Origin of the sequence: Treponema sp. UBA7567 (genome assembly GCF_002476655.1) — a bacterium.
GTDB lineage: Bacteria > Spirochaetota > Spirochaetia > Treponematales > Treponemataceae > Treponema_D.
Genome location: NZ_DLLH01000043.1, coordinates 67,980 through 82,932, shown reverse-complemented (window position 1 = coordinate 82,932; position 14,953 = coordinate 67,980). Strand labels below are relative to the sequence as shown.

The 14,953-nt window shown below is 40.9% G+C and carries 13 protein-coding genes, 2 tRNA genes and 1 pseudogene; 13 read left to right on the top strand and 3 right to left on the bottom strand.

Annotated features, from left to right (window positions below):
• A partial coding sequence (locus tag B3Y13_RS05670; protein WP_296693217.1) for an ATPase domain-containing protein occupies window positions 1-668 on the bottom strand: 668 nt, incomplete at its 3' end.
• Window positions 669-946: 278 nt separating this feature from the next.
• Window positions 947-1,813, bottom strand: a complete 867-nt coding sequence (gene epsC / locus B3Y13_RS05665; protein ID WP_296017825.1) for a serine O-acetyltransferase EpsC — start codon at window positions 1,811-1,813, stop codon at window positions 947-949.
• 142 nt (window positions 1,814-1,955) lie between these two features.
• Between epsC and B3Y13_RS05660 the strand changes: the two genes are divergently transcribed.
• From B3Y13_RS05660 to rpsG, 13 genes and pseudogenes are all read left to right on the top strand, one after another.
• Window positions 1,956-2,028, top strand: a tRNA-Thr gene (locus B3Y13_RS05660).
• A 56-nt stretch (window positions 2,029-2,084) separates the two neighbouring features.
• The gene (rpmG, locus tag B3Y13_RS05655) at window positions 2,085-2,261 is read left to right on the top strand and encodes a 50S ribosomal protein L33 (protein ID WP_078931290.1); all 177 of its coding nucleotides are present in this window, start codon (window positions 2,085-2,087) and stop codon (window positions 2,259-2,261) included.
• Between the two features lie 53 nt (window positions 2,262-2,314).
• A tRNA-Trp gene (locus B3Y13_RS05650) sits at window positions 2,315-2,387 on the top strand.
• Between the two features lie 32 nt (window positions 2,388-2,419).
• A complete protein-coding gene (secE, locus tag B3Y13_RS05645) occupies window positions 2,420-2,608 on the top strand; it encodes a preprotein translocase subunit SecE (protein ID WP_296017833.1) in 189 nt (62 codons plus the stop codon).
• A 16-nt stretch (window positions 2,609-2,624) separates the two neighbouring features.
• Complete coding sequence (gene nusG / locus B3Y13_RS05640; RefSeq protein WP_296667960.1) at window positions 2,625-3,185, top strand: transcription termination/antitermination protein NusG; 561 nt, start codon at window positions 2,625-2,627, stop codon at window positions 3,183-3,185.
• 146 nt (window positions 3,186-3,331) lie between these two features.
• Window positions 3,332-3,766 (top strand): 50S ribosomal protein L11, encoded by a 435-nt coding sequence (rplK, locus tag B3Y13_RS05635; RefSeq protein WP_178844148.1) that lies wholly within the window; start codon window positions 3,332-3,334, stop codon window positions 3,764-3,766.
• Window positions 3,766-4,446, top strand: coding sequence for a 50S ribosomal protein L1 (rplA, locus tag B3Y13_RS05630; RefSeq protein WP_296017845.1), 681 nt, complete (start codon window positions 3,766-3,768; stop codon window positions 4,444-4,446). Before rplK ends, rplA begins: the two co-directional genes overlap by 1 nt.
• 3 nt (window positions 4,447-4,449) lie before the next feature.
• Window positions 4,450-4,992, top strand: coding sequence for a 50S ribosomal protein L10 (rplJ, locus tag B3Y13_RS05625; protein WP_296017852.1), 543 nt, complete (start codon window positions 4,450-4,452; stop codon window positions 4,990-4,992).
• A gap of 158 nt (window positions 4,993-5,150) precedes the next feature.
• On the top strand, window positions 5,151-5,528 hold the full coding sequence (gene rplL, locus B3Y13_RS05620) for a 50S ribosomal protein L7/L12 (RefSeq protein ID WP_078931296.1): 378 nt from the start codon (window positions 5,151-5,153) through the stop codon (window positions 5,526-5,528).
• Between the two features lie 295 nt (window positions 5,529-5,823).
• A pseudogene (gene rpoB / locus B3Y13_RS05615) lies at window positions 5,824-9,375 on the top strand (DNA-directed RNA polymerase subunit beta).
• Window positions 9,368-13,633, top strand: coding sequence for a DNA-directed RNA polymerase subunit beta' (gene rpoC, locus B3Y13_RS05610; RefSeq protein WP_296667955.1), 4,266 nt, complete (start codon window positions 9,368-9,370; stop codon window positions 13,631-13,633). Before rpoB ends, rpoC begins: the two are co-directional and overlap by 8 nt.
• Before the next feature lie 175 nt (window positions 13,634-13,808).
• Window positions 13,809-14,183 carry a 30S ribosomal protein S12 gene (rpsL, locus tag B3Y13_RS05605; protein ID WP_296017867.1) on the top strand — a complete coding sequence of 125 codons (375 nt, stop codon included), beginning with the start codon at window positions 13,809-13,811 and terminating at the stop codon, window positions 14,181-14,183.
• Between the two features lie 19 nt (window positions 14,184-14,202).
• On the top strand, window positions 14,203-14,673 hold the full coding sequence (rpsG, locus tag B3Y13_RS05600; RefSeq protein ID WP_296017874.1) for a 30S ribosomal protein S7: 471 nt from the start codon (window positions 14,203-14,205) through the stop codon (window positions 14,671-14,673).
• A 2-nt stretch (window positions 14,674-14,675) separates the two neighbouring features.
• Here rpsG and B3Y13_RS05595 read toward each other — a convergent pair whose 3' ends face one another.
• Window positions 14,676-14,855 carry a hypothetical protein gene (locus B3Y13_RS05595; protein WP_296693213.1) on the bottom strand — a complete coding sequence of 60 codons (180 nt, stop codon included), beginning with the start codon at window positions 14,853-14,855 and terminating at the stop codon, window positions 14,676-14,678.
• Between the last annotated feature and the right edge of the window lie 98 nt (window positions 14,856-14,953).

Below are 14,953 nucleotides of genomic sequence, written 5' to 3'. Positions count from 1 at the left end.
TTTCCTTCTTTTGTAACATGTGCCGACATTATCAAAACGCTGTCGCGGCTTTTTACCCAGCCTGTAAGTTCATTTGCGCAGAATTTAAGCTGATTTATTGTTCCTGGAACAATTCCTGCTTCAACCGAATAAACCGTCTGAATCGAATCTATTACTACAAAAAGAGGATTTATGGCAGAAAGAGCATCTTTTATATCTTCTAGCCTCATTGTGCATAAAATTTCAATTCCTTTTGCGTCCAGATTCAATCTGTCTGCACGGCCTTTTAACTGGCCCGCGCTTTCTTCTCCAGAAACATAAAGAACTTTGCCGTATTTTTTTGCAATTGCCGCCGCTGTTTGAATCATAAGCGTAGATTTTCCAATCCCCGGTTCTCCGCCAATTAAAATTGCGCTGCGTTTCATTGCTCCGCCGCCTAGAACACGGTCAAATTCGCCAATTTCTGTCGAAATGCGTGCGTTTTCTTGAGCAGTTACATTTGCTAGAGGAACAGGCTTAATTTTTTCTGTTGCGTTCTTTCCAAAAGCGGCTGCTGTTGAGTTTGGGTCGGAAATACATTCTTCCAAAGTATTCCATGAACCGCATTCCGGGCAGCGGCCAAGCCAAGTCGGCTGTGTGTAGCCGCATTCCGAGCATTTATAGATAGTGATTGATTTTTTCTTTGCCATGTTTTTTATTCTATCGAATTTTTACTTAAAAATATCAAAATTTTATTAAAATCGACAATTTTTTTTATAAAAGTACTAGACATATTTTTTATTACGAATTATATTTATCTCAGCTTGTAAAAAAGCTGATAAACTCTCTCCGATGTCCAGCTTGCTGGACGGCAGGGTTCGCTGAAAACGTTGTCTTCGGCGGACCCTGTTTTTTTTGTTTTAAATGATTTTCTTTTGTTTTTGCGGTAATTAAGCTTTTTTTAGAGTTACCGCAAAAAAATTAAATTTTACTGATTTACTATGGTTCCGGCTGGTACGGATTTTATAATCCAGGTGTTTCCGCCGATTACAGCGCCTTTTCCGATTATTGTTTCTCCGCCGAGGATTGTTGCATTCGCGTAAATTGTTACATTGTCTTCAATTGTTGGATGCCGTTTTTTGTTCTGGTAATTTTTCTTTACGCTAAGGGCGCCAAGTGTTACGCCTTGGTAGATTTTTACATTTTTTCCAATAACGGTAGTTTCGCCAATTACAATTCCTGTTCCGTGGTCAATAAAAAAACTTTCGCCAATTTCTGCTCCAGGGTGGATGTCAATTCCTGTTTTTCCGTGAATATATTCGCTCATAATTCTTGGAATTACAGGAACTCCGCATTTGTGAATGTAGTGGGCGAGTCTGTAGACAACGATGGCTTCAAGTCCTGGATATGAAACTATTACCTCTTCATCGCTTTTTGCCGCAGGGTCGCCTTCAAAAAGCGCGATTACATCAAGGTGGATAAGGCGGCGAATGTCTGGCAACGCTTCTATTAAGCCAAGAGATGTTTTTTCTGCTTTTTCGTAATATCCGGATTTTTCGAGGTCTTCTGCGGAAATACTTTCGTTGCGGACTGTTCTTTCGTAAACTAGGGCTTTTTGAATTTCTTTTGTAAGCATATTTACGATTTTGTTGACGCGCTCGCCAGTTACGTAGCGTAAATTGTGACGGTCAATGTCTTCTGCGGTTCTGTAGCCTGGGAAGACAAGGCATTGTAACTCGTTTATTACAGAAACAACGTTTTCTCTGTTTGGAAAACTGTTTATTCCTTCGCCGTTTATACCGCCGACTTCTTCGTACGATTCTAGAATCTTGTCAACCAGTTTGTGCATATCCATTGGGCTTCCCCTAAAAAAAATATTACGTTAGAAAACTAGCATAAAATTCAAGAAAATACTATATTTTTTAGAAATGAATTATTTTGCTCTTGACGAAAAATTGTATGTTCTATACACTTCTATAACACGTCATTGTTGACCTGCTCTTGTAGCTCAGTAGGCAGAGCACATCGTTGGTAACGATGAGGTCAGCGGTCCGATTCCGCTCGAGAGCTAGAAGCTAACGCTTAATAAGCATTTTTTTTGAAAATCTTTTTAGGAGAATATAAAAATGGGTAGCAAGAAAAAGACTTCGATTGATATTATTGCCCTTCAGTGTACAGACTGCAAACGCAAGAATTACACAACAACTAAGAATCGCAAAAATATTACTGGCAAACTTGAAAAGAATAAGTATTGTCCTTTCTGTCGCAAAGAAGTATTGCACAAAGAAACAAAAGCAAAATAAGCTTTTAAATTTTATATAAGGCTGTCTTTTTTTTAGACGGCTTAATATATTTTAGGTCGGTAGTTCAGTTGGTAGAGCATCGGTCTCCAAAACCGAGTGTCGCGAGTTCGAGTCTTGCCCGGCCTGTTATTAAAATTAATTTTTTATAGAGGGAAATTATGGCAAAAGCAGTTGATTTTATCAAAGAATGTGGTGCTGAACTTAAAAAGGTAGTTTGGCCAACAAAAGATGATGTAATTTCATCTGTAAAAGTTGTTGTTATTTCTTCAATTATTATTGCCGTAATTCTTGGTGCATTTGATCTTCTGTTCTCTGCTGGAATGAGTTTCCTTTTTCCTGCCGCATAAAAGAGGATTTTGGTTTATGTCTAAAAATTGGTACATAGTTCATACTTATACTGGTTATGAAAAGAAAATTCTTCGCACTGTTAATCAGATGCTTGAAGCAGGAGAATTTGATTCAAATATTATTACAGATGTAAAAGTTCCGGAAGAAGAAGTTGTAGAGATTAAAGACGGAAAAAGACACAGCAGAAAAAATATGATTCTTCCAGGATATATTATGCTGGAGATGGATTTGCCAGATTTTGGCTGGAAAGACCTTTGTGGAAAAATTCGTCATATTCAGGGAGTTACAGGTTTTGTAGGAACTAATCCTTCTGAAAGACCTCGTCCTATTTCTGCCGAAGAAGCAAAGTCTCTTCTTCTTAAAGCCGGTGAAATTAAGGGCGAGAAAAACGTTAAGATTAAACAGAATTATGCAATTGGCGATCAGGTGAAAATCACCGAAGGACCGTTTGCAACATTTAGCGGCTCGGTTGAAGAAATCGATCCTGCAAAAGGCAAGCTTCGTGTTATGGTTCAAATCTTTGGACGTGCAACACCAGTTGAAGTTGATCTTCTTCAAGTTGAAAAACTTATCTAGAATCGCATAGAATCAGCCCTGTTCTTTAATAGGGCTTTTCCTATATTTGGAAGAAATACAAGTCCGTTGGACAGAGGTATTTCGCTAGTGACTGGATTCTTTTTTTTTGAATCCAAGTCCGACACCAATTAAGGGAGCTATAAAAAATGGCTACAAAAAAGGTTACAGCTGTCATTAAATTACAGTGTCCAGCAGGATCGGCTACTCCGGCCCCGCCAATTGGACCTGCACTCGGACCTCACGGTGTTTCTGCGCCAGTATTCGTTCAGCAGTTCAATGACAGAACAAAGTCAATGGAAAAGGGACTTATTATCCCTGTAATCATTACCGTTTATCAGGATAGATCATTTACATTTATCTTGAAAACTCCACCAGCTGCTGTTCTTATTAAGAAAGCGCTCGGTCTTTCAAAAGGTTCAGGAAACCCTCTTCGTGACAAAGTAGGCAAACTTACACAAGCTCAGCTTACTGAAATTGCAACACAGAAAATGCCAGACATCAATGCAAACGACATTGAAGCTGCAAAAAAAATTATTGCCGGTACTGCACGCAGTATGGGTGTTGAAGTGGAGGCTGAATAATGAAACACGGAAAGAAATATTCTGAAGCTCTTAAAAAGTATGATCCACAGAAACACTATGCAGTTGCTGAAGCTTGCAAAGTTGTAAAAGACATCCACTTTGTAAAATTCGATGAAACTGTTGAACTCCATGTGGCTCTTCGTCTTGGAAAAAGCCAGACTGTACGTGATACATTGGTTTTCCCAAATCAGTTTACTGCAGAAAAGAAAGTTCTTGTATTCTGTCCAGAAGAACGCGCAAAAGAAGCTCTTGACGCAGGTGCAACTTACGCAGGTGCTGCTGAATATATCGACAAGGTAAAGAGCGGTTGGCTTGATTTTGATGTTGCAGTTGCTACACCAGATATGATGAAAGATGTTGGTCGTCTTGGTATGGTTCTCGGACGAAAAGGACTTATGCCTAACCCAAAAACAGGAACTGTTACAAATGACCTCGTTCATGCAATCAGCGAACTTAAAAAAGGTCGTACAGAATTCCGCGCAGACAAAGAAGGCGTAATTCACATTGCTGTAGGAAAAGTTTCTATGGATGCAGATAAAGTTGCAGAAAACGTAACAACTCTTCTTTCAGAACTTGACCGCAAAAAGCCGGCTGATGCAAAGGCTGACTTTGTACGCTCAGTATCAGTAAGCTCTTCAATGGGTCCTGGTGTTTGGGTAGATGTTAAGGAGGAGGCATAATCTATGGCTATTCTTGCTAAAAAACTCCAGCCTGCTAAAACAGCAGCTATCGAAGAAACAAAAAAAGTTTTTGCTGATTATAATGACTTCATCTTTACAGAATATCGTGGTCTTACAGTAGAACAGATTTCGGCACTTCGTGACAAACTTCGTGAACACGAAGCTCCAATGAAGGTTGTAAAGAATAACTTCGCTCGCGTTGCTTTTGAAGAAATGAAAATCGACAACGTTTCTGACTATCTTACAGGCCCAACAGCCGTTGTAATGGCAAAAGAAGACAGTAACGAAGCTGCAAAAGTTCTTTATGATTTTGCAAAAGACGCTCCTGCTCTTGTAATCAAGGGCGGATATATTGGCAATGAAATTTACGATCAGGCTAAAATGGAAGCTTATTCTAAGGTTCCTGGAAAGAAACAGCTTATCGCAATGCTCATGTCTGCAATCAATGGCCCAGTTCAGAAACTCGCTGCTACTTTGCAGGCTTATGTTGATAAAAAATCACAGGAAGGTGGAGCAGCTCCGGCAGAAGAAGCAAAAGCTGAGTAAGCACTTTGCAATTCTTGTGAAGCAAGGTCAGGCTTCATAGCTGTCGACTGTCCTTGCAAAAATATAAAATTGCGGAATAACGGTTCAGTTTGTTCCGCCCGCAATTAAACCTGAGTTAAATCAAAATGATTTAACATGCCTATTTAGGAGAAGATAATATGGCAGCAATCACACAGGATCAGATCCTCGACGCAATCGCAAACATGACAGTTCTCGAAGCTTCAGAACTCGTTAAAGCAATGGAAGAAAAATTTGGTGTTACAGCAGCAGTTGCAGTAGCAGCAGGTCCAGCAGCTGGTGGAGCGGCAGCAGAGGAAGAACAGACAGAATTCACAGTAACTCTCGAAGGCTTCGATGCAGCTAAAAAGATTGCAGTTATCAAAGCAGTTAAAGAAGCTCTCGGACTCGGTCTTGGTGAAGCTAAAACTTTGGTTGAAGGCGCACCAAAAACACTTAAAGAAGGTGTTTCTAAGGCTGAAGCTGATGAACTCATCAAGAAAATGGAAGAAGCTGGTGGTAAAGCTTCTAAAAAATAAGTCAGTTTCGGTTAAACCGGATTACTTAAAAAAAGTCGCATAAACGACATTCACATTAAATGCTTACGTTTAGAGTTAATAAAATGTTGGCTTCTAAATGTAAGCTTTTAGTGTCTAAAGTGGATTTTAGAAAGTCCAAAAATATGATATTAGCATCATCGCCAGATGATGTTTTTTGCCGTAGACCCGGCATATAGCTTTTTAATTTTGTGCTGTATCTTTAATTTCAGTATGTCATACGGATTTTTTGATATGTAGCAATTTTAATAAGTAAAGTCCCTCATAGGAGAACTAGATGTTCGCCAAAAGCAGAACCATCAATCGTCAGTACTTCGGAAAAAATATCCAAAACTTTATGGAAATTCCGAACCTTATCGACATTCAGCTTTCATCTTACGAAAGTTTCCTGCAGAAAGAAAAGCTGGATAACAATGAGCCTCTTGAAAACAAAGGTCTTCAGGAAGTATTTGATTCAACTTTCCCAATCGAAAGTCCAGACGGCAATATGTCGCTGGAATATGAATTTTACAAACTCGAAGAAGAAAATATTAAGTTTACAGAACTTCAGTGTAAACAGAAAGGATTGACTTATTCTGTTCCATTAAAGGCAAGAATCAACCTTAATTTTAAGGATACAGGCGCAATTCTTCAGAAAGATATATATATGGGCGATATTCCGCTCATGACAGACCGCGGTACTTTTATCGTAAATGGCGCTGAACGCGTTGTAGTTTCTCAGATCCACCGTTCGCCAGGTGTAATTTTTAATCACGAAAAAGGCGTTTATTCATCTCGCATTATTCCTTACCGTGGTTCTTGGCTTGAATTTGAAATTGACCAGAAAAAAGATTTGATTTATGCAAAAATTGACCGCAAAAAGAAAATCTTGGGAACAATTTTCCTCCGCGCACTTGGTTTTTCAACTCGCGAAGAAATCATTGACCAGTTCTACGAAACAGAAACAGTAGCTGTTGACGCTGCAAAAAAAGAAGAGCTCGTAGACAAAGTTCTCGCACGTGCCGTAAAAATTAAAAATGAAGATGGAGAAGAAAAAATTCTTCTTCGCGCAGGTTCAACTCTTCACATGCACGAAGTTGACGATCTTATTTCTCAGAATGTAAAAGAAATCACAATCATTCTTTTTGATGCACGTAAAAAGAAAGGCAACAAAGATGAGCACAATCCTTCGCTTGACAGCAGAATGATTATCAACTGTTTTGAACGCGAAGATATGAAGTACACAAAAGAAGGCGCTTCTGACGAAGAACCAACTCTTGAAGATGCTCTTACAGCGGTGTTCTCTATTTTAAAACCAGGCGAACCAATGGCTGCCGAAGCTGCAAAGAACGAACTTGAAGGCATGTTCTTCAACATTCGTCATTATGACCTTGGACGCGTTGGCCGCTATAAGTTGAATAAAAAATTCGACATTTATTCAGAACCTGTTGAAACTCATACTCTTGTAAAGAGCGACATCATCAATACGATGAAGCATCTTGTAAAAGTTTACATTGGAAACGAAGTTCTCGATGATATTGACCATCTTGGCAACCGTCGTATTCGCTCTGTAGGTNNATGACAAATTCTCTCAAAACAGCATTTGCCCGCATGGAGAGAATTGCAAAAGAACGCATGAGCTTAAAAGAAACTGAAACAATGAAGCCTCAGGATTTGATTTCGATTAAACCGATTGTGGCTGCAATCAAGGAATTCTTTGGTTCTTCTCAGCTGTCTCAGTTCATGGATCAGANNCATGGACCAGACAAACCCTCTTGCAGAACTTACTCATAAGAGACGTCTTTCAGCTCTCGGCCCTGGCGGTCTTTCCCGTGACCGTGCCGGATTTGAAGTTCGCGATGTACATTACACTCACTATGGACGCATGTGCCCGATTGAAACTCCTGAAGGCCCAAACATCGGTTTGATTGTTTCTCTTGCTATCTTTACCCGTGTAAACGAATATGGATTTCTTGAAACACCATACCGCAAAGTCGTTGACGGAAAAGCAACTGACAAAGTTGAATATCTTTCGGCAATGGACGAAGACAGATACTACATCGGTCAGGTTGCTGAAGGCATGAAGGCTGACGGTTCTTTTCCGACAGAAATGGTTTCTTGCCGTCACGTTGGCGATTATACAACTCGCAACGTAAAAGACATTCAGTACATGGACGTTTCTCCACGTCAGGTTATTTCGGTTTCTGCATCTCTTGTTCCATTCCTTGAACACGATGACGCCAACCGTGCTTTGATGGGTTGTAACATGCAGCGTCAGGGCGTTCCACTTTTATTCCCGGAGCCGCCGTTTGTTGGAACTGGTATGGAAGCAAAAGCTGCTTACGATTCTGGTGTTCTTATTAAGGCAAAACACGATGGCGAAGTTGTTTGGGTAGAAAGCGACCTTATTAAAGTTAAGGTTGACGGTTCTGATAAAATTGATGAATATCCTCTTCTTAAATATCAGAGAACTAACAACGATACTTGTAACCATCAGCGTCCTACTGTTGAAGTTGGCGAAAAAGTTAAAAAAGGCGATGTTCTTGCTGACGGTCCGGCAACTTTCAACGGAGAACTTTCTCTCGGCCGCAACCTCCTTGTTGGATTCGTTCCATGGAATGGTTACAACTACGAAGACGCTGTACTTATCAGTCGCCGCGTAGTAAAAGAAGATATGTATACTTCTATTCATATCAAAGAATTCCAGACAGAAATCCGCGAAACTAAACTTGGCCCAGAAAAAATTACCCGCGATGTTCCAAATACATCTGAAAAAATGCTTAACAATTTGGACGCAGAAGGAATTATTCGCATTGGTGCAAAAGTTCGTTCAGGCGACATTCTTGTTGGAAAAGTTACTCCAAAATCAGAAACAGAAACAACTCCTGAATTCAAGCTTTTGAACTCAATCTTCGGTGAAAAGGCAAAAGAAGTTCGCGATTCTTCATTGCGCGTTCCACATGGAATTGAAGGCGTAATTATCGATGTTCAGCGTATGAAGAGAACTGAAGGCGATGATTTGAACCCTGGCGTTGATGAAGTTGTAAAAGTTCTTATTGCAAATAAACGTAAACTTCGCGAAGGCGACAAAATGGCCGGACGTCACGGAAACAAAGGTGTTGTTGCACGTATTCTTCCAGAAGAAGACATGCCGTACTTGGCAGACGGAACTCCGCTTGATGTTTGTCTTAATCCGCTTGGTGTACCTTCACGTATGAACATTGGTCAGATTATGGAATCTGAGCTTGGAATTGTAGGCCGCTACCTCAATCAGTATTTTGAATCTCCAGCTTTCCAGACTCCTTCTCAGGAACAAATTGCTGAAAAACTTATCGAAGCAGGACTTAGTCCGGATTGTAAACAGATTGTTCGCGATGGACGCACTGGTGAACCATTTGTAAATCCGATTTTTGTTGGTGTAATCTACTTCCTTAAACTGCATCACCTTGTTGATGACAAAATGCACGCTCGTTCAACAGGACCTTATTCACTTGTTACTCAGCAGCCACTTGGTGGTAAAGCTCAGTTTGGTGGTCAGCGTCTTGGAGAAATGGAAGTTTGGGCGCTTGAGGCTTATGGCGCTGCAAACACATTGCAGGAAATGATGACGATTAAGTCTGACGATATGAATGGACGTTCAAAAGTTTACGAATCAATCGTAAAAGGTGACCCGACGGCAGCAGCTGGTGTTCCAGAATCATTTAACGTAATGGTACAGGAACTTCGCGGTCTTGCTTTGGACTTTAAAATTTATGACGCAAAGGGAAAGAGAATTGCCCTTACCGAACGCGACCAGGAACTGATTGACAAGGCAAGTTCTGGTTTCGAAAAGGAGAATGAAGATGCGTGATATTCAAGATTTTGATTCAATAAAAATAAAGCTCGCCAGCCCGGACGATATCCGCAGCTGGTCTTATGGTGAAGTAAAAAAGCCGGAAACAATCAATTATCGTACTCTCAGACCAGAGAAAGACGGACTTTTCTGTGAACGCATTTTCGGAACTACAAAGGAATGGGAATGTTACTGCGGAAAATTTAAGTCAATTCGCTACAAGGGCGTAATCTGCGACCGTTGCGGTGTTGAAGTTACTCACTTTAAGGTTCGCCGTGAGCGCACTGGCCATATTGAGCTTGCTGCACCGGTAAGCCATATTTGGTACTATCGCTCTGTTCCAAGCCGCATGGGACTTTTGCTTAATATGCAGGTTGCCCAGCTTCGTTCGGTTCTTTATTACGAAAAATATATTGTAATTGATCCGGGCGACACAGAGCTCAAGAAAGGACAGCTTCTTTCGGAAGATGAATACAACGAAGATGTTGAGCGCTATGGACAGGAATTCACAGCGGGAATGGGCGCAGAAGCAATTAAAACAATGCTCGAAAACCTTAATCTTGATGAGCTTGCTGCTGAGCTCCGCGAAAAAATGCGCGAAAAGGGAACAAAAACAGACAAGCGCCTTCTCAAACGCATTCAGATTGTTGAAGATTTCCGTTCTTCAGGAAACAAGGCTTCTTGGATGATTTTGGACGTTATTCCAGTAATTCCGCCTGATCTTCGTCCTATGGTTCAGCTTGATGGCGGACGTTTTGCAACATCAGACTTGAACGATCTTTATCGCCGTGTAATCAACCGCAATAACCGTCTTAAAAGACTTATGCAGCTTTCGGCTCCGGATATTATCATCCGCAACGAAAAACGTATGCTTCAGGAAGCAGTTGATGCTTTGTTTGACAATTCAAAACGCAAGCGGGTTGTAAAAGGCGCTTCAAACAGACCTCTCAAATCAATCAGCGATATGCTTAAAGGTAAACAGGGACGTTTCCGTCAGAACCTTCTTGGTAAGCGCGTAGACTACTCTGGCCGTTCGGTAATCGTTGTTGGTCCGGAACTTAAGCTTTGGCAGTGCGGTCTTCCGACAAAGATGGCTCTTGAATTGTTCAAGCCATTTATAATGAAGAAACTTGTTGATAAGGACATTGTTCTCAACATCAAAAAAGCAAAAACTCTTGTTGAACAGGAAGCTCCTGAAGTATATGCGATTCTTGATGAAGTAGTACGCGAACATCCTGTAATGCTTAACCGTGCTCCTACTTTGCACCGTCTTGGTATTCAGGCATTTGAACCTGTCCTTGTTGAAGGAAAGGCACTCAAGCTTCATCCTCTCGCATGTAAGGCTTTTAACGCCGACTTCGACGGAGACCAGATGGCTATTCACGTTCCTCTTACACAGGCTGCTCAGATGGAATGTTGGACTTTGATGCTTTCTGCGCGCAACCTTCTTGACCCTGCAAACGGAAATACAATTGTTTATCCATCGCAGGATATGGTTCTTGGTATTTACTATATGACTTCAGTAAAACCAAATGCAAAGGGAACAGGAAAACGCTTCTCAAATGATGATGAAGTTACAATGGCTGCAGAAGACGGATATATCGAATGGAATGCCGAAATTAAGGTGCCAGCACCGATAGATTCGTTTAACGGCGACTTTAAACAGGGTGATTTAATCACAACTACAGCAGGACGTATTCGTTTTAACGCGGAAATGCCTGACGGTGTAGGATTTGTAAACCAGCGCATGGGCGACAAAGATCTTCGCAAGATGATTGAAAAAGTTTATCACACAAAGGGCGCATGGCTTACAATTCAGATGCTTGATGCCGTAAAGGCATGCGGTTATCACAACGCAACATTCTTTGGTGCAACTCTTTCTATGGAAGATATTCTTATTCCAGAAGAAAAGAAACCGATGGTTGACGAAGCAAATAAACAGGTTGAAGAAATTGTTGGCCAGTATTCTCGCGGTGTAATTACAGCAGATGAACGCTACAATAAAGTAACTGATATTTGGGCTCGTACAAACGAAAAATTGACAGAAATCATGTACGACAAGCTTCAGAAAGACAAGAACGGATTCAACACAATCTATATGATGGCTGATTCCGGTGCCCGCGGTTCTAAAAAACAGATTTCTCAGCTGGCTGCAATGCGTGGCTTGATGGCTAAACCTAACGGCGACATCATTGAATTGCCTGTAAAATCAAACTTCCGCGAAGGTCTTTCGGTTATTGAATACTTTATTTCTTCAAACGGTGCCCGCAAAGGTCTTACAGATACTGCGCTTAAGACAGCCGATGCCGGTTACATGACCCGTCGTCTTGTTGATGTTGCTCAGGATGTTGTTGTTAATCTTGAAGACTGCGGAACAATCAACGGTATTGAATATTCTGCAATCAAAAATGGAGACGAAATTCTTACTCCGCTTTCAAAGAGAATTGCAGGTCATTTCTCTATTGAGCGTGTAATTCATCCTGTAACTGGAGAAGTTCTTTGCGAATCAAATGAATATATTACAGATGAACTTGCTAAGAAAATCGAAGATGCTGGTGTCGAAAAAGTAAAGCTCAGAACTGTTCTTACTTGTGAAGCTGAACATGGCGTATGTGTAAAATGTTATGGCAAAAATCTTGCCCGTAACAAACTTGTTGAAATCGGTGAAGCTGTCGGTGTTATCGCTGCTCAGTCAATCGGTCAGCCAGGTACACAGCTTACAATGCGTACATTCCATGTTGGTGGCACAGCCTCTAAGGAAACAGAAGACAACAAGATTGTTCTTCCTTACGATGTTCTTATCGGAACAGTTGCCGGAACTCATGTTGTTACAGACGACGGACATTGGTTGTTTACTCGTAAAGGCAGCATGATGGCGACCCGTCTTATCGACACTCTCAATGTTGAGTCGGGAGATAAGGTTGTTGTTGAAGATGAAGCACGCGTTCTTAAGGGAACAGTTCTTGTTGAAAAGAAATCTGGAAATATTACTGCTAAAGAAAACGGACACATCATTATTAAAGACGGTGTAGTTTATCTTGCAAGTAATGAACAGAAAGTTGAAATTAGCAACGGTTCAACAATTATGGTAAAAGAAGGTGACATCGTTAAGAGTGGCGATGTTATCGGTACATTCGACCCATTCTCTGAACCAATTATTGCTGAAGTAAGCGGATATATTCACTTTGACGATGTAATTCTCGGTCAGACACTTGAAGAAATTGTCGATGTAAACTCAGGAAAAACAGAGCGCCGTATCAGTGATTTGCACTTGGATGTAAAGCAGCCTCGTATTCTTATTACAGACGAAGTTGGAAATGAGCTTGGTTCATATTACTTGCCAGCGGGCGCTGTTCTTCGTGTAGAAGACAAGCAGCAGATTGAAGCAGGTAAAACTCTTGCAAGCATGCCGGTTGCCGCTGCAAAAACAAACGATATTACTGGTGGTCTTCCTCGTGTATCAGAATTGTTCGAAGCAAGAAAACCAAAAATTCCTTGCGTTCTCGCACAGATTTCTGGAACCGTTAAGTTCAAGGGAATTACTAAAGGTAAACGTGTTATTGTTGTAGAAGATGAATACGGAAAACAGTTTGAACATGTTGTTCCAATGACACGCCGTCTGTTTGTTCGTGATGGAGATCAGGTAGTTGCAGGTGAGCAGCTTTGTGACGGTGCGGCAAGTGCTCATGATATTCTTGCGATTCTCGGTGAAAATGCGCTGATGGATTACCTTATGAATGAAATTCAGGGCGTATACTCTGCACAGGGTGTAACAATTGCCGACAAACATATTGGTGTAATTGTTCGTCAGATGCTTCGCAAGGTTGAAATTGTGTCTGTTGGAGATACAAAATTTATTTATGGGCAGCAGGTTGATAAATACCACTTCCGCGAAGAGAATAGGCGTATCATTGCAGAGGGCGGTCAGCCGGCAGTTGCACGTCCAATGTTCCAAGGTATTACAAAGGCTGCTCTTGCAACAGACTCTTTTGTATCTGCATGTTCGTTCCAGGAAACAACCCGTGTTCTTACGAACGCTGCAATAAAAGGCGAAGAAGACCATCTCCGTGGTTTGAAAGAAAATGTAATTATAGGCCACAGGATTCCTGCTGGAACTGGTATTAAAGATTACAGGAACATAAAACTGTTTGATGGTTCTGATAACGACCTTGATGTTCAGATGGAAGAAGTTTTGGAACGCCGTCGTCTTGAACAGGAACGCGAAAAAGAAGCTGCGTATCCTCCTATCAATGACAGTGCTTCTGAAGAAGACTAGTCATCATCAAAATCCAGTGAATTTTTTTTTGAATAAATTTGCTGGATTTTGATAAAATTCAGTTGACCGATAGTTAAAAAATTCGGTATGATTGAATACCCTATACTTTTAAAGTGTAGTTTTGTTTGTTATTTTGACCGGGGTGCTGACCGGCATACAAATAGGAGATTAGGCGATGCCTACAATTAATCAATTGATTCGTAAGGGTAGACAGGCACTTGCAAACCAGACTAAAGCTCCCGCACTTGAGTCTTGTCCACAGAAACGTGGCGTTTGCACTCGTGTAATGACTGTTACACCAAAAAAACCAAACTCAGCTCTCCGCAAGGTAGCTCGTGTTCGTTTGTCAAATGGAATTGAAGTTACTGCATATATTCCAGGTATTGGACATAATTTGCAGGAACACTCAGTTGTTCTTATCCGTGGTGGCCGTGTAAAGGATCTTCCGGGTGTACGCTACCACATTATCCGCGGTACAAAAGATACTCTTGGTGTAGAAGGACGCAAACGCGGTCGTTCTAAGTACGGTGCTAAGAGACCTAAGGCATAATATTTAAAGGAGAATTACTATGGGAAGACATAAGAAATCAGTAAATCGTCCTATTATGCCAGACGCAAAATACAACAGCCCTGTTGTAACAAAATTTGTTTCACGCATGATGTTGGATGGAAAAAAACAGACTTGTACAAAAATCGTCTATGAAGCAATGGACAAACTTAAGGCAAAAACAAATCAGGATCCTCTTGAAGTATTCATGAAAGCTCTTGAAAATGTAAAACCATTGGTAGAAGTAAAGTCTCGCCGTGTTGGTGGTGCAACTTATCAGGTTCCGATGGAAATCAGAGATTCTCGTCGCGAAGCTTTGGCTATGCGCTGGATTATTGGCGCAGCTCGCAGCAGAAGCGGTCACGGAATGGCAGAAACTTTGGCTTCAGAACTTTTTGATGCATTCAACAATACTGGTTCTGCATATAAAAAGAAGGAAGATGTGCACAAGATGGCAGAAGCAAACAAAGCATTTGCTCACTATCGCTGGTAGTATTATTCTTGATAAAGGCCTGTCTGTAAAATCTGGCAGGTCTTTTTTTTATTTGGGTGGTTTTTTGCTGTGCAAAAATCGAGCTTTTCGGGGTTGTCATTCCTTCGGAACGGCTTCGCCGCCCCTGCAATCTCTGCCACGAAAGAAATGACATGTTGTTTTGTTAAGCTAAAGTTTTCCATGATGAAACTCCGCTTTTTTTTCTTAATTTTATGCAAAATATCAAATTATTTTACTTTTAAGTATTGAAATTATTTATAAAAAAATATATAAATATAAA

Bases quoted from the DNA above. Each gene is read 5' to 3' on its own strand.
- rpsG (WP_296017874.1), top strand. From the start codon at position 14,203: ATGGGAAGACATAAGAAATCAGTAAATCGTCCTATTATGCCAGACGCA.
- rplK (WP_178844148.1), top strand. From the start codon at position 3,332: ATGGCTACAAAAAAGGTTACAGCTGTCATTAAATTACAGTGTCCAGCA.
- rpoC (WP_296667955.1), top strand. From the start codon at position 9,368: ATGCGTGATATTCAAGATTTTGATTCAATAAAAATAAAGCTCGCCAGC.
- rplL (WP_078931296.1), top strand. From the start codon at position 5,151: ATGGCAGCAATCACACAGGATCAGATCCTCGACGCAATCGCAAACATG.
- rpsL (WP_296017867.1), top strand. From the start codon at position 13,809: ATGCCTACAATTAATCAATTGATTCGTAAGGGTAGACAGGCACTTGCA.
- epsC (WP_296017825.1), bottom strand. From the start codon at position 1,813: ATGGATATGCACAAACTGGTTGACAAGATTCTAGAATCGTACGAAGAA.
- rplA (WP_296017845.1), top strand. From the start codon at position 3,766: ATGAAACACGGAAAGAAATATTCTGAAGCTCTTAAAAAGTATGATCCA.
- rplJ (WP_296017852.1), top strand. From the start codon at position 4,450: ATGGCTATTCTTGCTAAAAAACTCCAGCCTGCTAAAACAGCAGCTATC.
- nusG (WP_296667960.1), top strand. From the start codon at position 2,625: ATGTCTAAAAATTGGTACATAGTTCATACTTATACTGGTTATGAAAAG.
- B3Y13_RS05595 (WP_296693213.1), bottom strand. From the start codon at position 14,855: ATGGAAAACTTTAGCTTAACAAAACAACATGTCATTTCTTTCGTGGCA.
- secE (WP_296017833.1), top strand. From the start codon at position 2,420: ATGGCAAAAGCAGTTGATTTTATCAAAGAATGTGGTGCTGAACTTAAA.
- rpmG (WP_078931290.1), top strand. From the start codon at position 2,085: ATGGGTAGCAAGAAAAAGACTTCGATTGATATTATTGCCCTTCAGTGT.